The 22,606-nt window shown below is 60.5% G+C and carries 19 protein-coding genes; 10 read left to right on the forward strand and 9 right to left on the reverse strand.

The features are described from left to right. Nucleotides 1-10 precede the first annotated feature (10 nt). Entirely contained in the window at nt 11-649 is a 639-nt protein-coding gene (locus ASF66_RS02885; protein ID WP_056842646.1) for a hypothetical protein, read from the reverse strand. A 338-nt stretch (nt 650-987) separates the two neighbouring features. Here ASF66_RS02885 and ASF66_RS02890 point away from each other — a divergent pair, with 338 nt between their 5' ends. The 3 genes from ASF66_RS02890 (at nt 988) to ASF66_RS02905 (ending at nt 5,640) form a co-directional block, all read left to right on the forward strand. Further along, on the forward strand, nt 988-1,944 hold the full coding sequence (locus tag ASF66_RS02890; RefSeq protein WP_056842647.1) for an ABC transporter substrate-binding protein: 957 nt from the start codon (nt 988-990) through the stop codon (nt 1,942-1,944). A gap of 52 nt (nt 1,945-1,996) precedes the next feature. Continuing rightward, nucleotides 1,997-3,322 carry an LLM class flavin-dependent oxidoreductase gene (locus ASF66_RS02895; protein ID WP_056842648.1) on the forward strand — a complete coding sequence of 442 codons (1,326 nt, stop codon included), beginning with the start codon at nt 1,997-1,999 and terminating at the stop codon, nt 3,320-3,322. Between the two features lie 737 nt (nt 3,323-4,059). Further along, complete coding sequence (locus ASF66_RS02905) at nt 4,060-5,640, forward strand: DUF4041 domain-containing protein (protein ID WP_056842650.1); 1,581 nt, start codon at nt 4,060-4,062, stop codon at nt 5,638-5,640. A gap of 834 nt (nt 5,641-6,474) precedes the next feature. On the opposite strand, the gene ASF66_RS22765 is transcribed toward ASF66_RS02905, so the two are convergent. Continuing rightward, nucleotides 6,475-6,687, reverse strand: coding sequence for a DUF6429 family protein (locus tag ASF66_RS22765; RefSeq protein ID WP_201782758.1), 213 nt, complete (start codon nt 6,685-6,687; stop codon nt 6,475-6,477). Between the two features lie 231 nt (nt 6,688-6,918). Continuing rightward, a complete protein-coding gene (locus tag ASF66_RS02915) occupies nt 6,919-7,689 on the reverse strand; it encodes a GntR family transcriptional regulator (protein ID WP_056842651.1) in 771 nt (256 codons plus the stop codon). A gap of 69 nt (nt 7,690-7,758) precedes the next feature. On the opposite strand from ASF66_RS02915, the gene ASF66_RS02920 reads away from it, so the two are divergent. The 7 genes from ASF66_RS02920 to ASF66_RS02950 all read left to right on the forward strand — a co-directional run bounded on the left by ASF66_RS02920 (nt 7,759) and on the right by ASF66_RS02950 (nt 16,681). Then, complete coding sequence (locus tag ASF66_RS02920; RefSeq protein ID WP_056842652.1) at nt 7,759-9,042, forward strand: M20 family metallopeptidase; 1,284 nt, start codon at nt 7,759-7,761, stop codon at nt 9,040-9,042. 93 nt (nt 9,043-9,135) lie between these two features. Further along, a complete protein-coding gene (locus tag ASF66_RS02925) occupies nt 9,136-10,707 on the forward strand; it encodes an ABC transporter substrate-binding protein (RefSeq protein WP_056842653.1) in 1,572 nt (523 codons plus the stop codon). A gap of 15 nt (nt 10,708-10,722) precedes the next feature. Beyond that, complete coding sequence (locus ASF66_RS02930; protein ID WP_056842654.1) at nt 10,723-11,670, forward strand: ABC transporter permease; 948 nt, start codon at nt 10,723-10,725, stop codon at nt 11,668-11,670. Then, a complete protein-coding gene (locus ASF66_RS02935) occupies nt 11,663-12,496 on the forward strand; it encodes an ABC transporter permease (protein ID WP_056842655.1) in 834 nt (277 codons plus the stop codon). The genes ASF66_RS02930 and ASF66_RS02935 overlap by 8 nt, the downstream gene beginning before the upstream one ends. Then, nucleotides 12,493-14,127 (forward strand): dipeptide ABC transporter ATP-binding protein, encoded by a 1,635-nt coding sequence (locus ASF66_RS02940; RefSeq protein ID WP_056842656.1) that lies wholly within the window; start codon nt 12,493-12,495, stop codon nt 14,125-14,127. The genes ASF66_RS02935 and ASF66_RS02940 overlap by 4 nt, the downstream gene beginning before the upstream one ends. After that, nucleotides 14,117-15,343 (forward strand): M20 family metallopeptidase, encoded by a 1,227-nt coding sequence (locus tag ASF66_RS02945; RefSeq protein ID WP_049859651.1) that lies wholly within the window; start codon nt 14,117-14,119, stop codon nt 15,341-15,343. Before ASF66_RS02940 ends, ASF66_RS02945 begins: the two co-directional genes overlap by 11 nt. Nucleotides 15,344-15,433: 90 nt before the next feature. Continuing rightward, complete coding sequence (locus ASF66_RS02950; protein ID WP_236707039.1) at nt 15,434-16,681, forward strand: OprD family porin; 1,248 nt, start codon at nt 15,434-15,436, stop codon at nt 16,679-16,681. Between the two features lie 55 nt (nt 16,682-16,736). Here ASF66_RS02950 and ASF66_RS02955 read toward each other — a convergent pair whose 3' ends face one another. From ASF66_RS02955 to ASF66_RS02980, 6 genes are all read right to left on the reverse strand, one after another. Continuing rightward, the gene (locus ASF66_RS02955) at nt 16,737-17,207 is read right to left on the reverse strand and encodes an Lrp/AsnC family transcriptional regulator (protein WP_056842658.1); all 471 of its coding nucleotides are present in this window, start codon (nt 17,205-17,207) and stop codon (nt 16,737-16,739) included. A gap of 27 nt (nt 17,208-17,234) precedes the next feature. Further along, nucleotides 17,235-18,533, reverse strand: coding sequence for an NAD(P)/FAD-dependent oxidoreductase (locus ASF66_RS02960; RefSeq protein ID WP_056842659.1), 1,299 nt, complete (start codon nt 18,531-18,533; stop codon nt 17,235-17,237). A gap of 70 nt (nt 18,534-18,603) precedes the next feature. Further along, nucleotides 18,604-19,443 carry a transporter substrate-binding domain-containing protein gene (locus ASF66_RS02965; RefSeq protein ID WP_056842660.1) on the reverse strand — a complete coding sequence of 280 codons (840 nt, stop codon included), beginning with the start codon at nt 19,441-19,443 and terminating at the stop codon, nt 18,604-18,606. 87 nt (nt 19,444-19,530) lie between these two features. After that, complete coding sequence (locus ASF66_RS02970) at nt 19,531-20,301, reverse strand: amino acid ABC transporter ATP-binding protein (RefSeq protein WP_049859830.1); 771 nt, start codon at nt 20,299-20,301, stop codon at nt 19,531-19,533. Nucleotides 20,302-20,355: 54 nt separating this feature from the next. After that, complete coding sequence (locus ASF66_RS02975; protein WP_056842661.1) at nt 20,356-21,321, reverse strand: amino acid ABC transporter permease; 966 nt, start codon at nt 21,319-21,321, stop codon at nt 20,356-20,358. 146 nt (nt 21,322-21,467) lie between these two features. After that, a complete protein-coding gene (locus tag ASF66_RS02980; RefSeq protein ID WP_056842662.1) occupies nt 21,468-22,514 on the reverse strand; it encodes an AraC family transcriptional regulator in 1,047 nt (348 codons plus the stop codon). Nucleotides 22,515-22,606 lie beyond the last annotated feature (92 nt).

Genomic DNA, 22,606 nt, shown 5'->3' on the forward strand with positions numbered 1-22,606 from the left:
CGGGCAATGATCACTGATCAGTCTCCGTCATCTGGGCTTGCAAGTTCAGGTATCGCTGCGCCCGTGTCACGATAAGGTAGTCGATACAGTCGGTCGCCAAATACCTTGCGAGCAGAATTGCCAATCCAAACAGCAATAGCCCGAAAATCCACATGAGAGGCACACTGGTACTGGCCATCAGAGTCATACACCCGACGCCCAACAACAGAGTGAGAAGTGTACTGATACCACCCGTCCAGGCGCTCAATTTATCCAAGGAGGTCACCGACAAGACTGGAGTCTCGCTACCAGGCTGCATCGCCAGAAATTTTGCAAGGCTTCGCAGCTGCATGCGGTTCCACCGCCCAGTTTCATCCAGCTCGAGCAGGTACTCCATCTTCGAGCGGCTAGTGCTGACGCCGGAGGCGATTCGAAACAGCTCAAGCTCCGTAGCGTCATCCAGATATCGAATGAGCCTCGTGTTGGTCGCACCTGATCGAATGTCTCTGAGGTGGGACAAGCGTTTGCGGACGAAGTGCTTATCGTGCCAGTCCATTGCCTTGTTGATGTGAGATAAAATCTTCACAAGCACTGCCAGCGTGGCTGCGGCCGCAACCAAAATGCTGTAACTGCTGTTGAGCAGTGGTTGTAGCTGCTGAATGACGTCCATGTGTTCGCTGCTTCCCTGTTTTGACTGCGCGATTCTATCTCGACTTTGTCAGATGTTCATAAGTTGATCGGCATGGCCAGCAAGGGAATGATGCTGTCCTACCTTCTCTATAAACCTCTATCGCCTGCGCCCGAAAATGCGCACAACGCATCTTTGGTAATAGGATTATGCGCATTGGGTATTTCACCTCTCGCCCGTGCGTCTCTATCTTGTCGCGGCGTCCATAGGAATTCTCCTCTCGAAGCACTGGCAACCTCGCTGCTGACCACACCCTAAATTTCCCGAGACCGTACCCGCGGATCGATCCTCACCGTCCTGAATGGGCTTTGGAGACAACCGTGCGTTACCTGAAGAAACTGGCGATCGGAGTGGCCACGTCCTTGCTCTGCCTCTCGGCGAGCGCGCAGACGCTGGTAGTGGGAGACCAGAGCTATAACGCACAAGCTGTCATGGAAGCGGCAGGCGTGCTGAATGACCTGCCTTACACCCTTGAGTGGAAACAGTTCACTGCAGGGTCGCCCGTTGCGGAGGCCCTGAACGTCGGCAGTCTGGATATCGGCTTGCTCGGTGACGCGCCTGCTCTGTTTCTGGGCGCCCTGGGTGCGCCGATCAAGGTGATTGCGGTAGGTCGCCAGAGCCTTGATGGCGTTGCCATTCTGGTAAGCAAGGACTCACCGATACGCAGTATCGAAGACCTCAAAGGCAAGCGCGCCGCAATCTGGAAAGGATCCTGGAGCCAGCAGTTGCTGTTCACTGCGCTGGACAAGGCGGGCGTTCCGAGAGACTCGCTTGACCTTCGCTATCTCAGCGCCCTGGACGCCTCTCATGCTTTGGATGGCGGCTCAGTGGACGTGATCGCCACCTGGGAACCTTACGTCACCCAACAGGAAAGGCAGGGCGCGCGCATTCTGGCGACGGCAGACGGGCTGATTCCTGCGCAAAGTTTAATTGCCGCCAACGCCAAGGCCATCGATCCCAAGCGTGCGCTGATCAGCGATTTTCTGCAGCGATTGAAGAAGGCTCGCGACTGGACACTGCAAAACCCTGCCAATACGGATGCCTATGCCGACGCCTGGTCAAAGCGCACCCGCGCGGACGCTGACATCTCACGAGCCTGGTTCGCCCGTGCGCGAACCACCGTCGAGCCGCTGGGCCCACAAGCCCCCATCCAGGCCCAGAAGACCGTGGACTTTTTCGCCAGCCTGGGCCTGGTCAAGGCCTACCCGGCGGCGAGTCTGTTCGACGACTCCTTCGCAGCGTCGCTCCAGCCCGTTGTGGCAAAAGCTCAGCCCTGAACCGGCTGACAGCATTCAAGGCTTTTACCTACTCGCAAGGAACACGATCAACATGACGTCACGAAAGCTCAAACTCGGTGCTCTGACAATGGGCTGCGGCGGCCCGGGGCGGCACAACCTCTGGCTCGACCCCGAGTTGCCGGCTGACGCCAGTGTGAACGTCGACTGGTACATCGACATCGCGCAGCAGGCTGAGGCAGCGCTGTTTGACCTGATGTTCATCGTCGACAGCCAGTTCATCACGCCAGGCTCTCCCTCGCACTACCTCAATCGGCTGGAACCCCTGACGCTGCTATCCGCGCTCGCGGTCACCACCCGACATCTGGGGTTGGTGGGCACGCTCACCACTTCCTACAACTCGCCTTACAACGTCGCGCGCCGACTCGCGTCGCTCGACCTGATCAGCAAGGGGCGGGCGGGGTGGAACGTGGTCACCAGTGGCGACGCAGGTACCGCAGGAAATTACAGCCGGGACGAGCATTTCGACTACGACACCCGATACAGCCGGGCTGCAGAACATGTGCAGGTCGTCCAGGGACTGTGGAATTCCTACGAGGAAGATGCCTTCGTACGGGATCGGCAGACTGGACAGTTTCTCGACGCAAGCAAATTGCACGCGCTCAACCACCAGGGTGAACATTTTTCCGTGGTCGGCCCGTTGAACATCCAGCGCTCCCCGCAGGGGCAGCCCGTCATATTCCAGGCAGGCGATTCCGAGCAGGGCCGAGAACTGGGCGCCGCCACCGCCGATGTCGTATTCACCCACGCGGCCAGCATCGAGCAGGGCCAGGCGTTCTATCGTGATATCAAGGGGAGGGCGGAGCGCCTGGGGCGAGATCCCGAGCAGCTGCTGGTCATGCCGGGCGCTGAAATCCATGTAGGCGACACCGACGACCACGCGCGTGAAATCGAGCGGCACTACCATGAGGTCGACCACAGCTTCGAGCTTGCACTCAAGGAGTTCGGTCGCAACTTCGGCTGGCACGACTTCAGCCAATACGATCTTGACGCACCTTTCCCCCAGGAAAGCCTCGAAGCCGCGCGCAGCAGCTTCTTCACGGCCGCCAAGCGGATCGCCAATCAAGCACAAGAAAAAGGATTCACGCTGCGCCAGGCCGTGGAATTCGGCCGGCAGTTGCGGCCGGGTGCATTCGTGGGATCAGCGGAGACGGTCGCTCGAAAGATGGCGGACTGGTTCGAGGCGCGGGCGGTGGATGGCTTTAACATTTACATAGGGCATCCGTCGCAGTTCAAGCGGTTCACTCAGGAGGTTGTTCCGTTGCTGCAAGAGCGGGGGGTGTACCGCACGGCTTACGAGGGGACGACGTTGCGGGAGAGTTTGGGGTTGGGGGTTCCGGGGTTTGTTCGAACAGCCTGACTAGGTGGAGCGGCAAAAAATGGCGCCGGCCGGATTATTTTAACCTAGGCTTTGCGCCTGCAGGTGGCGAGGAAAAACTTAACGCCGTGTCCGGGGTTGGTTGACCACTACAACAAGGCGTTTGTCAGGGGCGCATTGGGGACCGCAGCAAGCATCGGCCAGAGTAGCTAGCTAGCTGAGGCGCTCAAATCTGAGCTGATCATCACCGCCATACATTCGCCTGGTGGTGACGACGGATGCTGCAGCGAATGAAGGGTTGTTACGTTTGGAGGCTTGTGAAGGAGTGATTTCCTGATACCCTTCGCTGATCGTATCGCACTAATAATTGCCAGCCGCTACGAGCGATCTGGCGATTGGCCATGCTCGCTTGTATGCTGAGCCACTTAACTTTGGAAACGGAATCCAAGATGAAATTCAGCGCTCGACTTGTCCTGCTGTCCATCACAGCCATCTCTGGTTATGTACAAACTGCCTATAGCGAAAGCATCCCGGTCACCAAGAGTGCAAAAGGCCAGATCGTTCAAACGGTTGAGACTGAAACCGTTAAGTAGCTTGGTCAGGGTTACCAAATAAGACTTGGGGAAATCCAAGGTGCTCAGCCCTAAGAAGCTGCCCGAGCGCGCTGGTGATCACTAGGCGTTCAATAGGTTATTTGTCGGCCCCCCTTTGAATAAACCATACCCTCAACCAACGTAGTGCTGTAGGAACACTTGTTCCTATAGAAGGGACGATCTCACATGGAACTCATTGCCCTCATTGCCCTCATTGCAGGCATAGCCACAGTCGTGCTTTTGATTAGAAGCACCAAAGCCAATGGCAAGGTAGCTCAACTGACTCTTGAGCTTAATGCGAGGAAAAACGACCTCGACAAAACTGAGGACGAGGTCAGCGAACTTCGGAAACAGCTTCAGCTACGAACCCGGGAGCTTGAACGCTTCAAAGATATCGTTGATGTTGAGGCAGAGGCCGCACGGCTTTCAACTACAGCGAGCTCTGAGCGTAACCGCCTGCTTCAGCTTGCCCAGTCCCGAGTCGATCAGGCCGAGACTCGCTTGGCTAAAGCTATCGCTGACGCCGACAAAATTGTAGCGACCGCGAACGAGCGTGCTCAGGAGATCGCCGGCGATGCTATGGAGGCTATGGGTAAAGCGAAGCAGTATGCCAATGCTGCCAAGGCCATGAAGAACATCATCGAAGGCTATGGTGATGCTTACATTGTCCCTACCTACCACCTCTTGGACGACCTAGCTGAGGAGTTCGGATTCATTGAGGCTGGGCAGAAGCTCAAAGAAGCCCGCGAACTTACCAAGGTTTTGGTGAAGACGGGCAGGGCGGCTAGCTGTGATTACGCCGAAGCGAATCGCCGTGAAACTGCAATTCGATTTGTGGCTGATGCCTTTAACGGCAAAGTTGACTCCATTCTGTCTCGCTCCAAATCAGACAACCACGGCAAGCTTGAGCAGGAAATCCTCGACGCAGCCGCAGTGGTCAACCAGTTGGGCGCTCCTTTCCGAAATGCCCGAGTGAATGATGAGTACCTCAGAGCACGCCTTGAAGAGTTGCGTTGGGGAGTGACCGCCAGGCTTTTGAAGGATCAGGAGCGCGAAGAGCAGCGACAGCTACGCGAACAAATGCGCGAAGAAGAGAAGGCCCGTCGTGAATACGAACGTGCCATTAAAGACGCTGCCAAGGAAGAAACGACACTGCGTAGTGCTTTGGAAAAGGCCCAAGAGCAGGTAGCCGCAGCTAACGCTGCAGAACGCGCCAAGTTTGAAGCTCGCCTAGCTTCGCTCCAAGACCAACTGAAAGCAGCTGAAGAGAAAAACAAACGCGCTCTGTCGATGGCCCAGCAAACGCGGGCAGGCCACGTGTATGTGATCTCCAATACAGGATCGTTCGGAGAGGAGATATTCAAGATTGGTATGACTCGCCGTCTCGAACCACTAGATCGTGTTCGTGAGCTTGGCGACGCCAGCGTCCCATTTGAGTTTGATATACACGCGATGATTTTCAGTGATGATGCGCCAGGCTTGGAAAAGCAGCTGCATCGCCATTTCCTAAGGGAGCAGGTCAACAAAGTGAATCCTCGCAAGGAGTTCTTCCGAATTGACCTACCGTCGATTCGCAAAGAGCTTGAATCACTAAATGTCGAAACTCAGTGGACGATGGTTGCGCAGGCACTCGAATATCGCGAAACCCTGCGGATCGAAGAGCAGATTCGTGAAAACCCAGCGGTCGCTGCTGAGTGGACGCGACATCAGTTGGCAGTCGAAGAAACCATTGCACAGGAAGAAGAGGCAGCGTTGGAGGCTGTGTGAGCAAGCGTTCAGACTCCACAAGGCGGGTATTCGTACCTTCGTGTACATTGCCGAGTTTCTATTTTCAGTTTTCTAATCAACCCAGCTGCGCGTGCAGGCTGCTGTAGCATAAGCACTGATGGCGCTAGTAGAAGGTCATCATTCGCAGCACGGCTGTGACTGAGCGCGCAGGCCGTGAGGCCGAAGGCAGGAGTATTATAGGTGGGTGAAAGCGGCTAGGTGCTGATGGAAATATCTAGCGTGGCATTTGATTTAACATAATATACATTATGCGTAATAAGATAATACGCGATCCGGATGGCAGGGTTGCCCTTGGCCTCCAGGCTTCGTTCCTCCATCAGACGAACCTGATCCTACGGTAACCTCACGCTGATAAGCATCATCAATGCTCGTGTACTCATCGTCCTCTGTGCCAACCGATTCGAAGGAGCATCTGCTCAGCCTCTATCCATCCCACGTCAGGCTCTTGAGTCCTCCGTAGCGTCAAGTACTTCTCGAAAGCTGTTGATCATCCTCGTCAAGATTCACGTCTTGCAGCCGCAGCGCTAAAGCTGCTCGTTGGCTGGCCAGTCAATCATGATTTGGGCATACCGCGTGTTATCACGCTGTCGACGATCGTAGATCTGGGCAACACCCCAGGCGCCTCAAGACCTGATCTATCCACAAACCTGCCAACCGATTAAGGGGTATGCGGTCAGCTATCGGATTCAGATCTCAGATCCGTTGGAGTCCTCAAACCAAACAAGCGGTCGGCTATCTGTCGACCTCTAGCCAGTCCTTCATTCGTCACCCAGATGACTTGTTCTTGTTGACTGGATCACTGATGAACCCATGCTAATGCAGTCGGTTCATGATTTCGAAGTCGAACCCTTTCCATGCATTGCCTGTGTCAGAGCTGTAGGTTGCCAACAGCGCAAGCACGGCATCTTCAATCAGTTCTACCCACACATGCCATATTGACTGGAGATCGGGTTCTGCATTGCCGGCGAGCAATTCACGGCGGCAGAGTTCGTAATCCTCAACCAGCTTAGTGTAGGTATCAACCAATCAGTATTTCAAAATACATGCTTCCATGCCAAAGCTTGCAGCGTACTGACACGAATCAAGCGTACGCCGTTAAAGTGCACCAAAACCCCCTATTACCGCTCCAAGTTCTCCGAAAAACACGATAACTCTACTAAATAAGCATTTAGTAGAGTTACTAGTGAAGCCCGTCCACGAGCTCCACCCGCCCGCCCTGAAGTCACACGCACAGCACGCTTTCCTTCAACGCTTTGATCACCGAATCTCGTTCACATACATGAAGTGCTCCGTGCTCGCGCGCTGGTGCGTGATCATCACTGGCGTTGCCGTCTGGTCGAACGATATGGCGTCGATGATCATCACGGCATGGGGCGCCTCCAGCTTCAGCAGCTTGCAGTCCTCTGCCGTGGCCAGGCCGGCGGTGAGCTGTTCGCGCACCGCCGCTACGCGTATGCCGTAGTGTTCGAGCAAGTGGCGATACAAGAGTTCGGGAAAGGCTTCCGGCCCAGGGAAGTCCGGGACCTTGCTTGCCACTACCGTGAAATGTTCGTGCATGGCGGCAACGCCGGCGATGGTACGCAGTCGATGCAGGCGGTAAACGGGGCTGGCGGGATCGATGAGCAGTTTGTCGGCCTCCTCCGCCGTGGCCTTGCCCGTCTGGTAGTCGAGCAAGGAGGTGCTGGATTTCAGCAGTGCGCCCTCCTTGTTGTGCAGCCGGAAGTACTGGAAGAAATAGCGCAGGTTGTGCAGCGGCGCCCAGCCTGTGACGACGGTACCGGTCTTGCGGCGGCGCATCAGCATGCCTTCTGTCACCAGTTCGGCCAGTGCGCGACGCACGGTGCCTACCGATACGCCGAAGTCTGCGGCCAATGCGTTCTCGCTGGGGATCACCGTGCCACTGGCCCACTCCCCTAGCAGGATCGCCTCTGAGACGCGCCGCTTCACCACTTCATAAAGCGGTGCGCTGTCCTGTTCGCTCAGTCGGGCAAAGCTGGCATCGGCAGCCGGTGCATTGCTGTTGGTCATCGTTTTTCCTTGACGGGCCGTGCGGTGGTGTTTAACTATAAACTATATAGAAATACGGCGAGACTCAAAATGACGATGAATACGGCACTTGAGCAGGCACTCGAATCGATCGAGACGGATCATGATGGGCTGATCGACGATCTGCAACGCATGATCGCCGTCGATACCTGCTTCCCGCCGGGCGCGGGCTACGGCGCCTTCGCCGACTTGATGGAAACCCTGACCGCGCCGCTTGGCTTGCAGGCGACACGGGTTTCGGTACCCGAAGCACTGTGGCAGACCCGCAGCGGCGAGGCCCATGGCGAACGCATCAATCTGATCGCCCGGCATCCCGGAGACCAAGAGGTCTGCAGCCTGTATTTCCATGTCGACACAGTGCCGGCCGGTGACGGCTGGAACCACCCTCCTCTGCAGTTGACCGAAGCTGACGGCAAGCTGATCGGGCGCGGCACGGCCGATATGAAAGGCAGCATTGCCGCCACCTTGAGTGCCTTGCGTGCTGCCGCACGTTTCGACCTGCCGCTGCGCTACTGCCCTTCCCTGCTGCTGTGCACCGATGAGGAAGGCGGTCTTTATCCGGGTATCCGCTACCTGGCCGAACAACGCCTGGTCGAGGGCCATATCCTGAGTTTCAACGGCGGTGCCGCGCCGAGGATCTGGGCTGGGTGCTTTGGCAGTGTCGACCTGAAGATCACGGTCAAGGGTCGCTCTTCGCACTCCGGTGAGCCGGTCGATGCCATCAACGCCATCGAGCAAAGCCTGCCCCTGCTCAATGCCTTGTACGCACTCAAGCAGCAGGTGGAACAGCGTGCATGGCCGATGCCGGCGCCGCCCCATTACAACGGTGCACCTCTGATTTCGCGCATGACCTTGGCCGCGGCCCATGGCGGTAGCAAAGGCTCTACCGTTCCAGCGCAGTTCGAGGTGCTGATCAACCGTCGCTACGCTCCGCAAGAACCCTTCGATCAGGTGCTGGCTGAACTGCACCATTGCATCGACACCGCCATGGCCGCAAGCGCGGCACTTGCGGTGGAAGCTGAAGTGATCGGCCATCTTGCGCCGGTTGCGGACCCGACCGGTCCCCATTGGCCGCGCTGGCAAGCCGCACTGGGCGTGGGTTTCGGTTTCACCGCCGAGCAGTTTCAGTGCTATGGCTCCAGCAGCAGCTCGGATATGGGCTGGGTGCAACAGGCCGGTATCCAGGAGATTTTGTTGGGTGGCCTAATTCGCCCGCACAGTCGTATTCATGCCAGCGACGAATACACGACCCGCGAAGATCTGGTCGCCCTGGCGAAGTCGATCCTGGTCTACCTGGCTGCAGACTTCACCCCTGGGACCGCCGCAACAGGCTGAGCCCAAGCGACCACCGAAGACTGGCATCAAGATCGGTCATCGGCACTTTTTACCTAGCTGCCCCATAATCTCTTTGCTAAGTGAAGTATCGCCATGACTACCGTTTTCCGGCTCAACCGTCGCCGCTTTCTTGCAACCACGGCCATCGTCACCGGCGCTGCCATGCTGCCGTTTTCCAGCACATTGTGGGCCGCCGGCGCCGCGCGCAAGGGCGGTACGTTGCGCATCAGCGTCGACCAGGCGGTGGGCATGCTCAATCCGCTGCTGGCTCGGGTCAATCCCGAGTATCTGCTCAGCGAACTGCTCTACAACGGGCTTACACGCCTGAGTCACGACATGCAGGCCGAGCCCGATCTGGCCACGTCCTGGAGCCACAACGAAGCGCTGACCGAGTGGACCTTCAGCCTGCGCGACAACCTGCTTTTCCACGACGGCAGCCGCTGCACATCCAGGGATGTCGTGGCCAGTCTGCTGGCGATCCTCGATCCCAAGACCGCGTCGCCCGGCCTGCGCAACATCGGCCCGATCAAGTCCGTGGAAGCGGTCGACGAGCTGCACGTCAAGCTGACCACCACCATGCCCTACGCAGACCTGCCCATCAGCCTGGCCTACCCGGACGCCAAGATCGTGCCCGCGGCGATCGTCCAGGGGGATATGGCCCGCCTGACGCGCGAAGCCGTGGGCACAGGGCCGTTCAAGCTGACCTCGTTCGAGCCCGAGCGGCTGGTCGTAGTCACTCGCAACGAACAGTTCCACGACCCCGAGCGTCCGTTTCTGGATCGCGTCGAAATCCGTGTCTATCCCGATCCGACTGCGGAGAGTTCTGCGCTGATGTCCGGCGACATCGATCTCATGCTGTCAGCCCAGGCCACCGAGTTCAGCCGCCTTGGCCAAGCCAGCGGCGTGACCGGACTGCGTGCACCTTCCGGGCAGTTCCTCAACATCAACATGGCCTGCGACCAGAAGCCGTTCAACGACGTGCGGGTACGCCAGGCGCTGTCGCTCTGTGTCGATCGGGCGGCACTGGTGGACTTCGTGGCGGAAGGCTGTGGCACGCCGGGCAACGATACACCGCTCAATGCCGCTTACCGTTACCACGCCGATATCGAACTGCGTCAGGCCGATATCGCCAAGGCCCGGCAGCTGTTGGCCGACGCCGGCTATCCCGATGGCCTGGACATCACCTTGGTGGCCTCCGATAAGCCCTCTACGCGCACCCAGTTGGGCATCGCCGTACGGGAAATGGCCAAACCAGCCGGGTTCAATATCAAGGTCGAGACCATGGCCAACAGTACCTACCTGGACCAGATCTGGAAGAAAGGCAATTTCTACGTCGGTTTCTACAACATGCAACCTTCGGCCGACGCGGTGTTTTCCCTGCTCTACACCTCGGACGCCGCCTGGAACGAGACCCGCTGGAACAACAGCGAATTCGATGCCGCCGTGGCCGGTGCACGGGGCACGGACGATCCGGTCAAGCGTGCGGCGTTGTACGGCACGGCCCAGCGCCTGATGCACGAGCAAGTGCCATCGCTGATCCCGACCTTCTTCGATGTGCTGGCGGCCCGGCGCAACTATGTTCAAGGCTATCGATTGCACCCTCGCGGCGCGGTGTTTCGCCTGGACCAGGCCTGGTTGGATGAAGGCGCCCCGAAGCGCGGATGAATCGAGGGTAACCCTGTGACTGCTGCCTACCTGACCAAGCGTTTGCTTCTGGTCGTCTATACCCTGCTGATCGTTTCGCTGCTGGTGTTCGCCATCACCCAGTTGCTGCCGGCCGATGCCGCAGTGACGCTGCTGGGCCAGAACGCCACGCCTGAAGCGCTCGCCGCCCTGCGCGCCAAGCTCGGGCTGGACCAACCGGCGTGGCTGCAATTCGGCCACTGGCTGATGGCCGTGCTGCAAGGCGATCTGGGCCTGTCGATGCGCAACGGCCAACCGGTGCTGGGTTCATTGCTGGACGCGCTGGGCCGCTCCCTGTTGCTGGCGGGATGTTCCCTGCTGCTGATGCTGGCCGTGGCCATTCCGCTGGGCATCCTTGCTGCCGTACGTCGCGGGCGACCGGTGGACCTGATCATTGCCTTGTTCTCCTACGTCGGCGTGTCGCTGCCCGAGTTCGTCACTGCGACCTTGTTGGTGCTGCTGTTCGCCGATGTCTGGCAACTGCTGCCGGCCACCGGTTACGTGCCGCTTTCGGAAAACTTCGGCGAGGGCCTGCGGCACCTGATCCTGCCCACGCTCACGGTGTCGATGATCATGGTCGCTCACGTGTCGCGGATGGTGCGCTCCGAGATGATCGACGTGCTCGAGACCGACTACATCCGTGCGGCGCGGCTCAAGGGATTGTCGCGGCGCCGGGTGCTGTTGCGTCATGCGCTGCGCAACGGCCTGCTGCCGACCATCACCATCGTCGCGCTGGACGTGGGCTATCTGCTGGGCGGCATCGTCGTGGTGGAAGAAATCTTCAACATTCCAGGCATCGGACGGGAGCTGCTGGTGGCAGTCGCGGCCCGCGATCTGCCGGCCATTCAGGGCGGTGTGCTGATCCTCGCCGCGACCTATTGCGTGGTCAACCTCATCGCGGACCTGACCTATGCCTACCTTGATCGGCGGATTCAATATGCGTGACATCATCTACCGACTGCTGAGCTCGCCGCAGGGTCTGGTGGGCAGCGTGATTCTGCTCCTGGCGATCGTGCTGGTCTGCGCCGGGCCGGCGCTGGCCCCTTACGACCCGGAAGCGATTTCCATTTTGGCCCGGTACAAGGCACCCAGCCTGGTGCATTGGCTGGGGACCGATCAGATGGGGCGCGACATTTTCAGCCGCCTGCTCATCGGAGCCCGCGCGACCATTTCGCTGTCGGTGCTGGCCACCGCGATGGCGATGCTGCTGGGCGCATTGCTCGGCACGGCCAGCGGCTACCTGGGCGGGCGTATCGATGAAGCGCTGATGCGCACGCTGGACGCGGTAATGTCAATCCCCAGCCTGCTGTTCGCGCTGTTGATCGTCAGCACGCTGGGCAAAAGCGACCTCAACGCCGTGCTGGCGATCACCATCGCCTTCGTCCCCGGCATGGCGCGGATCGCGCGCAGCGTTGCCCTCGCCGCTCGCCGTCAGGACTACGTCAGCGCTGCCATTGCCCGCGGCGAATCCACTGCCTACATCGTGGTGCGGGAAATGCTGCCCAACATCGTCGCGCCGATCATCGTCGAGGCAACCATTCGGGTCGCGTTCGCCATCATGTTGTTCGCCACCCTCAGTTTCCTCGGCCTGGGTGCGCAACCGCCGCAGCCGGAATGGGGGCTGATGGTGGCCGAGGCAAGACGTTATTTCTTTCAGGCACCGTGGATGATGCTCATGCCCGGCCTGGCCATCGCCATCATCGCGATCGGTTTCAATCTGCTGGGCGATGGCTTGCGCGATGCCCTCAATCCCAAGGGGCACCGCCAATGACTGCCGTGTTGCAAGTGGCTGACTACAGCCTCGACTATCAACTGCCGGGCGGTCCGCTCCACGTCTTGCAGAACATCGACTTCCAGGTCGGTGCCGGTGAAGTCGTGGGCCTGGTCGGCGAATCCGGTTCGGGCAAGACCACCCTGGGCTTTGCCATCATGCGCTACCTGGCGAGCAACGCTCGCGACGTGGGTGGCAGCATCATTCTGCAAGGTGAAGACCTGCTGCAGATGCCGCAACGCCAAGTGGAGCAGTTGCGCGGAAGACGCCTGGGAATGATCTTCCAGGACCCCAGCGCGTCGCTCAACCCGACCCTGAGCCTGGGCGAGCAGGTAGTGGAAGTGCTGACCCGTCATCGCGACCTGAGCTATCGCGACGCCTGGGCCCTGGGTGAGCAACTGCTCGCCGATGTCGATCTCAAAGACCCGGCGGCAATGATGAAGCGCTTTCCCCACGAGGCTTCCGGCGGTGAAAAACAGCGCGTGCTCATCGCCACCGCGTTCGCCTGTCGCCCGCAATGCCTGATCTTCGACGAGCCAACCACCGCGCTGGACGTGATCAGCTCTGCGCAGATCCTGCAGCTGTTTCGGCGTCTGCGCGAGGAAACCGGCGTGGCCTCGCTGTACATTTCCCACGACCTGGCCCTGGTATCGCGGGTAGCGGATAGGGTCTGCGTCCTGAATCAGGGGCGCATCGTTGAACAGGCGGCCGGTGCGCGGATCTTCAGCGCGCCCAGCGATGCGTACACGCAACGACTGGTAGCCGCCGTGCCGGCTGCGGATAAGCGTCTGCTAAACGAAACCGTAGCGTCGAGTCAGCCGCTGCTGCACGTCAACGGACTCAGCGTGCGTTACGGTCGTCCTGGTTTGCTCGACGGTCTGTTGCGACGTGCCGCCAAGCCTTCCCTGGCTGCCCGAGACATGACCCTGAGCATGGCGCGTGGCGAGATCCTCGGCATCATCGGCGAATCCGGTTCGGGCAAGTCGACCCTGGCCAAGGCTTTGACCGGTCTGACCCCATTCACCGGAAAGGTGCAGTTCGAGGGCGTCGACATTCGTGGCGCCGCCGACATGAGCCGTGACTACCGGCGCAAGGTGCAGATCATCTTTCAGCACCCGGATGCCTCGCTCAATCCGCGCCAGACCATCGGCCAGATTCTCGCTCGCCCGCTGCGGCTCTATGGCCTGCCCGAGGGAGAAACCGAGCGCCAGGCCGTCGCCCGACTGCTGCGTGAGGTGCGCCTGCCCGAGGATTTCGCCGATCGCTTTCCACACGCCCTGTCCGGCGGCCAGAAACAGCGGGTGGCGATCGCCCGCGCCTTCGCGGCGCGACCGGAGTTGGTGATCTGCGACGAGATCACCGCTGCGCTGGACGTGTCTGTGCAGGCCACGGTAATCGAGCTGTTACTGGAGCTGCGCCGCAAGCATGGCACCGCCTACCTGTTCATCACCCATGACCTGAACCTTATCCGCCAGATCGCTCATCGCATCGCCGTGATGTACCGCGGCGATCTGTTGGAAATCCTGCCCGCGCAGGACATGGCCGAAGAGTCCCGACATCCCTACACCCGCGCCCTGCTCCAGGCAGTGCCGCAGCCCCTCACCGAAATGGAGCAACTCGATGACGCCTGATGCGCTGATCCACAGCATCGATGAGGCCTACTGCCTCGACTTTCTTGCGCGCATGGTGCAGCACAAGAGTTACAGCGCCACGGCCGAGGAGCGTCGGCTGGCCGAATACATGGCTGGGCAGATGAGCGAGCTGGGGCTGCACAGCGAGCTGATGCCGGTACCCGGCGAACGCCTCAATGCCATTGGCACCCTCAAGGGTCAGGGCGGTGGTGGCCACAGCCTGTTGTTCAACGGCCATCTGGATACCAACCCGGTCACCGAAGGCTGGACCGTGGACCCGTGGGCCGGCAAGGTCGATGACGAGTTCATCTACGGCATCGGGGTCTCCAACATGAAGGCCGGTGATGCCGCCTACTTCTGCGCGCTGAAAACCTTGATAGACGCCGGGGTCAAGCTCAAGGGCGACGTGATCCTGACCTATGTGGTCGGCGAGCTGCAAGGCGGGATCGGCACCATCGCGGCGATCGAACAAGGCGTGAAAGCCGACTACTTCATCAACTGCGAGCCGACCGACCTGCAGGCAGTGACCCTGCACGTGGGCTCGCTGATGTTCGTCATCGAGCTGACCGGGGACACCCGTCATCTGTCCAAGCGCGAAGAAGCGGTGGACGTCATCACTGCGGCGGTGCAGCTCATTCCGCAGATCAACGGCATCACCTTCAGCGGCGCCCGCACGCCCGAGCACGAACAGGTCAACCGTGGTCACATCGGCGTGGTGCACGGAGCCCTCGGCCGCGACCTCGAAGAATGGCGTCCACCGCAGGTCGCCGATTTCCTGCGCTTGCGTGGCTCGGCCCGCTACACCCCTGGGCAGACCGTCGAGTCGGTGCTCGCCGACCTGCAAGGACTCCTCGATCGCCTGTGCGAACAGTTTCCGGGCCTGCAAGCCAAGCTGATCAACGACAGCGACAACCAGCCGCTGATGCCGCCTTTCGAAGTGGCGCTCGACTCGCCCATCGTCAAGGCCGTGAACGCCGCCTATCAGCAGGTGCGCGGTGAACCGCAGCCCACCGGAATCATCACCCCGCCGGCGTACTTCGGCACCGATGCCGCGCATTTCTATCAGCGCCTGGGTATGCAGGGCGTGGTCTGCGGGCCCGGTGGCAAGTTCAACACCATGCCAGACGAACGTGTTCACAAGCGCGATTACCTGGACATGGTCCGCGTTTACATCCTGGCCATTCTGAGCATCTGCGAAGTGGCCGAAAGCAACTGATTCACCGCTGCAGGGCATGGACGCCCCATAACAATAATCTTGCTTCAAGACTTCGCCATCTGCTGATTATTCTCGATAAGGGTCAACACCATGCGGTCAGCTTTAATGCTTGGCAGTGCGACACTGTGCGCGGTCATTTCCCCTACGGCTTTTGCCGACGACGTGCTCGACAACCCGTTCTTCAAAGACAGCAGCACGCAGGTCATGGCGCGCAACTTCTACTTGAACCGGGATTTCCACAACACCGGCCCGAACGCACAGAGCTATCGCGAAGAGTGGGCCCAGGGCTTCATCGGCACTTTCACCTCGGGCTTCACCCCAGGCACCCTGGGCCTTGGCATAGACGCCATAGGCCTCTATGGCATGAAACTCGACAGCAGCTCGGACCGCATCGGTACTGGCCTGCTGCCCAGCAATGGCCGGCACACGCCGGGGATCGATCGGGCCGAGGACGACTACTCCCGCGCCGCGGCTGCGGTAAAGCTCAAGGTCTCGAACACGGTACTCAAGTACGGCGAAATGACCCTCAATCTGCCGGTCTACTCGACCGGGGACAGTCGCCTCTTGCCCGAGACGACCGAAGGGTTCTACCTGAGCAGCAAGGAAATCGACAACCTGCGCATCGATGTCGCCCACCTCACCTCGCTCAGCACGTACGCGCAAAGTGGCCACAACGCCGGCGTCATGACCCGTGCGGACGTCTATGGCGCCACCTACAACTTCACCCCGGCCTTGACCGGCGCGCTGTATGCCTCGGATGTGCAGGATCTGTGGAAGAAGAGATACGCGGGGTTGAGCTGGGTCAAACCCATCAATGACCAGCAGGCATTTTCCGCCGACTTCCGCTTCTACAACCAGAAGAGCACCGGCGCCGAGCGCGGCGGGGATATCGACAGCAACTCGTTCAGCCTCAAGACCGCCTACAGCTACGGCACGCACAAGCTGACCCTGGCCTATCAGGCCATCACCGGCAAAGGCGGTTATGTCTTCTACACCGACGGCGGCAATACCAACTACATGGCCAACTACGTGCAGTACGCCGAATTCACCCGCGAGGACGAACGTTCGTGGCAGGCACGCTACGACTTCAACTTCGCCGGCCTCGGGGTGCCGGGGCTGGATGTGTTCGCCCGCTACCTGCGTGGCGACAACATCACCCTGGCCAACGGCGCGAGCGGCCAGACCGAATGGGAACGTGACCTGGAGGCAGCCTACACGGTGCAGAGCGGTCCTCTGAAAAACCTGACCTTCCGCCTGCGTCAGGCCACCTACCGCAACTCGTTCAGCGGCGATCTGGATGACGTTCGGTTCATCACGCAATACCCGATCAATCTGTAGGTGACTCTGCCGGCACTCCGCCCGGTGAAATCTCTCGCCGGGCGGAGTGCCTCTGCTACACACTCAACCGACGACTGAACTTGGTCTCCATCACGATATGCGACGCGGTGTGCGCCACGCCCTTGATCATGTTGATCCGGGTCAGCTCGGCATTGAGTTCGCCCAGGGTCCCGGTGGCCAGGTGAATGATGAAGTCCGACTCCCCAGACACCGCGTACACGGCCTGCACCGCGTCGATCTTGCGCAGCGTCGTCATGACATCGGTGTAGCTTTTGTTGGTGCACGAAGTCATGGTGAAGCAGTTGATGGTCGGCTGTATCCGGTCGTGGTCGATGCGCACGCTGTAGCCGGTGATGATGCCAGCTTTCTCCAGCCGCTGGATGCGCTCCTGCACCGAGGAGCGCGACACGCCCAGCTTGCGTGCCAGCGACGCGGTCGGCTCCCGAGCGTTGGCCTGCAGTAGCGCAAGCAACTGGCGATCGTTCTCGGTCAGGTTGAACAGTGTACGGGGTGAGTGTGCATCCATGCCGTATCGACCTTGCGTGAGGAGGCGTTAGCGCGGCCCAGCGCCGGCGTGTCGTTCCTGGAATCTGTCCATCATCTTCAAACCGGTATACACCAATTGCGCCGCCGGTGGGCCGAACGGGCCACCATTCCATTGCAGACCATAGCGATCGAACAGGCGGTAGCGATCCGATTCACCGCAGATGGCCTCGGCGATCACCCGCCCGCCTGCTGGTGCGGTGTTCATACCGTGCCCCCCGAACGAAGCACAGGACCACAGCCCTGGGCCGATTGGGCCGATGTGGGGCATTTTGTGCCGCGCATAGCCCATCAGTCCAGACCATGCCTTGTCGATCCTCAGGCCTCGAAGTTGCGGGTAAACGTCGAGGATATCGGCAGTGAGCAGTTGAGCCAGGCGCTGTTCGTCCTGCAGGTTGTGAGTAGTGATGTGGCCGCCCCACAACAGTCGGTCGCCGTCGACGATACGGTAATAGTCCGAGGCACGACGGGAATCACCGACGGCTTCTGAAGTGCGCACTGCCTGCTGGAGGCGCGCGCCCAGCGGCTCGGTGAGAACCACGTAGGTGGCAATCGGCAGGAAGGCGCGGTGCAGTTTGCCGAACTCAGGGCCGCCGTAGCCGCCGCAGCAGTACACCACGTCAGTGCAATCGACACTGCCGTGGGCGGTTGATACCTGCGAGCGCCCTGCCCGACTGACGACTTCGAGCATGGCGCACTGCTCGTGAATCATCCCGCCCTTATGCTCAATCAACTCGGCCAGGCCAAGGCAGTAGTTCAGTGGGTGGAAATGGAAACCGTGGGTATCACGCAGCCCCTGGTGGTAACGCTGGGTGTTGAGCAGAGTGCGCAAGGTATCGCGGTCGAGGTAGTCGAGGGTAAAGCCAAAATCGCGGTCCATGCGCTCGCTGAAGCGCTTGAGGCTGTCGGCATTGTCGAAGCGGCTGACACTCAGCTTGCCCCGACTGGGCGCGCAGCCGGGCAACTGGTACTGGGCAATGGTCTCGCGCACACTGTTTACGCCCTCCAGGGACAGTCTGAACAAGGCCGCAGCGGTGTCTTTGCCGCAGCGCTGCTCGATGGCCGACAGGCCTTCGGACCAACCCTGCAGCACGAACCCGCCATTGCGACCCGACGCCCCCCAGGCGACCCGCGCCGCTTCCAGCACGACCACGGACTTGCCACGCGACACCAGCTCCCATGCCGTGCTCAGCCCCGCCAGGCCACCGCCCACGATGCACACATCGACGCTAACTTGGCTAGCAAGCGGCGGCCGCACGGGGGCCGCGCGCATGGTCGCGGTGTAATAGTTGTCGATATAGCTGAACATGAAGACCTCGTCCTTCGTCGGGCGTCTACCTTGCGCGTGCCGGGCCAAGGGGGACGTGCAGGGGATTGGTTCACTGCACCTTGGTGAGGTCGGCGCCGTACCATTTTTCGGACAGCTGCTTGAGGGTACCGTCGGCTTTCATCTCTTCGACGATTCTGGTCAGCGCCCCGTTGAAGGCGTCATCGCCCTTGTCAACGGCGATCGCCAGCGGCTCGTAGTAGGCCGGCTTACCCTCGACCTGAACGATCGGGTAGCCGTTCTTGATGGCAGCGGTGATGGTCGGCAGGGCCGACAGGGTTGCGTTCAGACGCACACCGTTGCCCATGCGCAGGTCATCCAGCGGGCCCATGCTGTCGCCGTAGGTTTTCACTTCGCCGGGCTCCACGTCATAGGTAAAGGACGGCACGTCGGGCGCATCGATGGTCAGTCGACGATTGATGTAGTCCTCCGACGTGGTCCCGGCCTCGACGCCGATGATCTTGCCGTTGAGGTCTGCGGTCTTGGTACCGGCCGCGGCCTTGTGCACGGCGAATACATACGGGGTGTAGTAATAGACCGCAGGGAAATCCAGAACCCGGCCGCGCTCGCGGGTCGGAGTCATGGAGCCGACGGAGATGTCCCAGCGGTTCGACCAACGCCCGGCGGTGATGATGCCGTACTCGGGCGTGACGAACGCGACCTTGCTACCGAGTCGCTTGCCGATCTCGGTGGCCACGTCGATATCGAAACCCTGCAGGGCATTGTCCGGCCCGAGAAATGACTGCGGTGGCCAATTGGCTGCCGTGGCCACTTTCATGACCTTGGTCGAGTTGATTCGATCCAGGGTGGCGCCGGCCCAGGCAACTCCGGCCCCGGTCGTGAAAACACCAGCCAGTGCGACAGCGGTGAACAAGCGAGTCAGCGACATCATGGTGAACCTCCAGAGAACAGCGATACGCAGTTGGCGTTGTTGTGGCGTATACAGCGTTTGAAGCCATGTCCGGCCCTGACGGATCACTCAGTGGCTGAGAATCTGCGAGAGAAACTCGCGGGCACGCTCGTGTTGCGGGTTGTCGAAAAAAGCCTGCGGCGAGGCCTCCTCGACGATGCGGCCCTGGTCCATGAAGATGATCCGGTCGGCAACGCGCCGGGCGAAGCCCATTTCATGGGTGACGCAGAGCATGGTGATCCCGTCTTCGGCCAGTTCGCCCATCACGTCGAGCACCTCCTTGACCATTTCCGGATCCAGCGCCGAAGTCGGTTCATCGAAGAGCATGATCCGCGGGCGCATGCACAGCGCCCGTGCAATGGCCACGCGTTGCTGCTGGCCGCCGGACAGCTGGCCGGGGTACTTGTCGGCCTGGTTGCCGATACGTACCCGTTCCAGGTACTCATGGGCCAGAGCGCGGGCTTCGGCATCGCTGAGTCGGCTGACCAAGCGCGGCCCGAGCATGAGGTTGTCTAGTACGCTCAGGTGCGGAAACAGGTTGAACTGCTGAAAGACCATGCCGACCTGGCGGCGTATGCCCGCCACGCACGCCGCGCCGCGGGTCAGCGGGGTATCGCCGATAATCACCTCACCTTGCTGGAAGTCTTCCAGCAGGTTCAGGCAACGGATCAGCGTGGACTTGCCGGAGCCCGACGGCCCGCAGATCACCACGATCTCACCGCTGGCAATGTGCAGATCAATCTCCTTTAGCACATGAAACTCGCCATACCACTTGTTCAGCCGACGCACCCGAACAGCGGCTGAACGGGGGGACGCAGCAGGGACGGTCGATCGATTCATGGCAAGCTCCAGGTTCATAGCGGGCGCCCTTTTCATATCAAGCACTGGCCCGACTCAGCGATGGGCACGGTTGAAGTGCTTTTCCAGGCGGGCCTGGACCGTTTCCAGAACAATCGACAGCAGCCAGTACAGCACCGCCGCAGTGATCAACATCTCCAAATGGCGAAACTCCGCGCGGCCTTGGGTACGCGCCAGGAACATCAACTCCCAGACGCCTATCACCGACACCAGCGAACTGTCCTTGAGCATCGAAATGAACTGGTTCCCGGTGGGCGGGATGATCAGCCGCATGGACTGCGGCAAAATCACCCGCATCATGGTCTGCAGCGGCGACAGGCCTATGGCTCGCGACGCTTCCCATTGCCCTCGGGGAATGCTGCTGATGCCAGCACGGAATATCTCGGTCATGTAGGCGCCGTAGCACAGCGACAGGGCCAAAATACCCGCAGGCACCGCGCCGACCACATAGCCCAGTTGCGGAATGCCCAGGTAGATGAGGTAGATCTGGATCAGCAGCGGCACACCACGAAAAAACGAGGTGTAAAAGCTGGCGATCGCGATGGCGAAGCCGTTGGACGACAGGCGTGCGGTCGCCCCCAGCAGGGCAAGCATGAAAGCGATGGTGATGGAGATCGCCGACACATACACGGTCGTGAATACCCCTTGGGTAATCATGAAGCCGACCTTGGTGGCGATGAATGAATATGAAAGGTCAAAGGTGTCGAAGAACAGCAGGAACATCAGCAGCAGTTCGCACCACACAGTGACGATCTGCGCTCGCAAGGGGAAGCGACCGAGCACGAACAGGTTGAGGACCAGCGTCAGGGTGAAGGTGACCGCCACGGCCACGTCCCTTGCCAGGGGCGCCTGCAGATCCAGCAGTATGGGTGCCATCAGCCGGGCCAGGCCACTCTCGCCGAGGCCGGCGAACAGCGTCACCGCGAAGCACACGGCGGCTACTGTGCCCATGAACACCGGACTGTCGGTGGCGCGGGGCTTGACAATGTGGTCCTTGAACATGGCATGGACACCTTTGTTGTTGTGTTTTCATTATGGGCGCGCAAATCGCCGGACGGCACCCTGCGTTATGGGTCCATTCAACGATAAATTAAGCGGATTTGCCGGCTTTACCCTGACAAATGCAAGAACATACCGGCGGATGATCGTTAGCGGATCGTCTGTTGCGGCATCACGCGCGGCTTGGTGAATTGTGGATCGTCCGCATCGAGAATCAGACTGCGGTAATGCCCGGGACTGGCACCGGTCCACTTGCGAAACGCCTTGTAGAAGGAGCTGGCATCGGCGAAGCCCAGGCGCTCGGCAATGTCTTCGAACGTTGCCTGGGGTTCAGCCAGCCACAGCACCGCACGCTCGCGGCGCACGCTGTCCTTGAGGGCCTGATAGCCGGCGCCCTCCTCGGTCAGGTGTCGGCGCAGCGTGGCTACCGAAACGCCGCAGTGGGCCGCCATCGCTTCGATGGCTGGAAAATCGGCAGCCGGCAGGTTGCGCAGGTGTTGGCGGATCCGCCAGCCAAGGCTGTCGGGATCGCGGTAGCGCACCAGGATGTTCGCCGGGGCGCGGGCCAGGAAACGGCGCAGCTCCGTTGCGCTGCGCCGTACGGGAATGTCGAGGTGTTCGGCGGCGAAGATCAACCGCGTGCGTGGCCGCTCGAAGCGCAGGTTGGGCGAGAACATCACCTGGTAATCACCGACGTATTGGGGCGCAGGGCCGCGCAGCTCCATGGCCAGGATCGGGATGCGCCGGCCAGCCAGCCAGCAGGCGATACCGTGCACGATCATCCAGTAGGTGAAACAGGAAAATGCGCGTTTGGGGTCGGCGCTGCGCTCACGTAGGACGATTTCCGCAAGCGACTGCTGGGTCGCCAGACGGCCGTCGTAGTCGCTGAGCATCAGTGCGAGGAACTCCAGCGCCAGCTTGAGCGCGGCGCCGACGGTCGGCTGCTGCCGGCAGGCCTGGCACAGGAAGGCGAAGCTGCCGCGGCGCAATGGCCGCGCATCCATGGCGAAAAATTCGTCATCCAGCGCCCTGGCCAGTTGCCGCCAGAGCCGGGCGTAACGCTGAACCGGGACCCGGGCCTGATCGTCCAGCAGCAGCCGGTCATCGATGCCCGCCACCTGAAGGATTCGCTCCAGGTCGACATGGCTGTCGCGTACGGCTTCACGCACGAGGTGAATCGAGATCGTGTCGCGCATCGACGGGCTGTCGAGCGGTGTTCGGGTCAGGCTCACTCATCCTCGCTCACCGCTTCTGCGCGAAACGGACCGAATAGGCTGCGGAGCAACCT

It is taken from the genome of Pseudomonas sp. Leaf129 (assembly GCF_001423465.1).
Taxonomy (GTDB): domain Bacteria; phylum Pseudomonadota; class Gammaproteobacteria; order Pseudomonadales; family Pseudomonadaceae; genus Aquipseudomonas; species Aquipseudomonas coleopterorum.

What these genes read in the sequence shown, in the direction of transcription:
- ASF66_RS02920 (WP_056842652.1), top strand. Translation starts at nt 7,759, where the DNA reads ATGACGATGAATACGGCACTTGAGCAGGCACTCGAATCGATCGAGACG.
- ASF66_RS02980 (WP_056842662.1), bottom strand. Translation starts at nt 22,514, where the DNA reads ATGCGCGACACGATCTCGATTCACCTCGTGCGTGAAGCCGTACGCGAC.
- ASF66_RS02975 (WP_056842661.1), bottom strand. Translation starts at nt 21,321, where the DNA reads ATGTTCAAGGACCACATTGTCAAGCCCCGCGCCACCGACAGTCCGGTG.
- ASF66_RS02915 (WP_056842651.1), bottom strand. Translation starts at nt 7,689, where the DNA reads ATGACCAACAGCAATGCACCGGCTGCCGATGCCAGCTTTGCCCGACTG.
- ASF66_RS02955 (WP_056842658.1), bottom strand. Translation starts at nt 17,207, where the DNA reads ATGGATGCACACTCACCCCGTACACTGTTCAACCTGACCGAGAACGAT.
- ASF66_RS02925 (WP_056842653.1), top strand. Translation starts at nt 9,136, where the DNA reads ATGACTACCGTTTTCCGGCTCAACCGTCGCCGCTTTCTTGCAACCACG.
- ASF66_RS02950 (WP_236707039.1), top strand. Translation starts at nt 15,434, where the DNA reads ATGCGGTCAGCTTTAATGCTTGGCAGTGCGACACTGTGCGCGGTCATT.
- ASF66_RS02970 (WP_049859830.1), bottom strand. Translation starts at nt 20,301, where the DNA reads ATGAATCGATCGACCGTCCCTGCTGCGTCCCCCCGTTCAGCCGCTGTT.
- ASF66_RS02945 (WP_049859651.1), top strand. Translation starts at nt 14,117, where the DNA reads ATGACGCCTGATGCGCTGATCCACAGCATCGATGAGGCCTACTGCCTC.
- ASF66_RS02885 (WP_056842646.1), bottom strand. Translation starts at nt 649, where the DNA reads ATGGACGTCATTCAGCAGCTACAACCACTGCTCAACAGCAGTTACAGC.
- ASF66_RS02935 (WP_056842655.1), top strand. Translation starts at nt 11,663, where the DNA reads ATGCGTGACATCATCTACCGACTGCTGAGCTCGCCGCAGGGTCTGGTG.
- ASF66_RS02905 (WP_056842650.1), top strand. Translation starts at nt 4,060, where the DNA reads ATGGAACTCATTGCCCTCATTGCCCTCATTGCAGGCATAGCCACAGTC.
- ASF66_RS02895 (WP_056842648.1), top strand. Translation starts at nt 1,997, where the DNA reads ATGACGTCACGAAAGCTCAAACTCGGTGCTCTGACAATGGGCTGCGGC.
- ASF66_RS02960 (WP_056842659.1), bottom strand. Translation starts at nt 18,533, where the DNA reads ATGTTCAGCTATATCGACAACTATTACACCGCGACCATGCGCGCGGCC.
- ASF66_RS02965 (WP_056842660.1), bottom strand. Translation starts at nt 19,443, where the DNA reads ATGATGTCGCTGACTCGCTTGTTCACCGCTGTCGCACTGGCTGGTGTT.
- ASF66_RS02940 (WP_056842656.1), top strand. Translation starts at nt 12,493, where the DNA reads ATGACTGCCGTGTTGCAAGTGGCTGACTACAGCCTCGACTATCAACTG.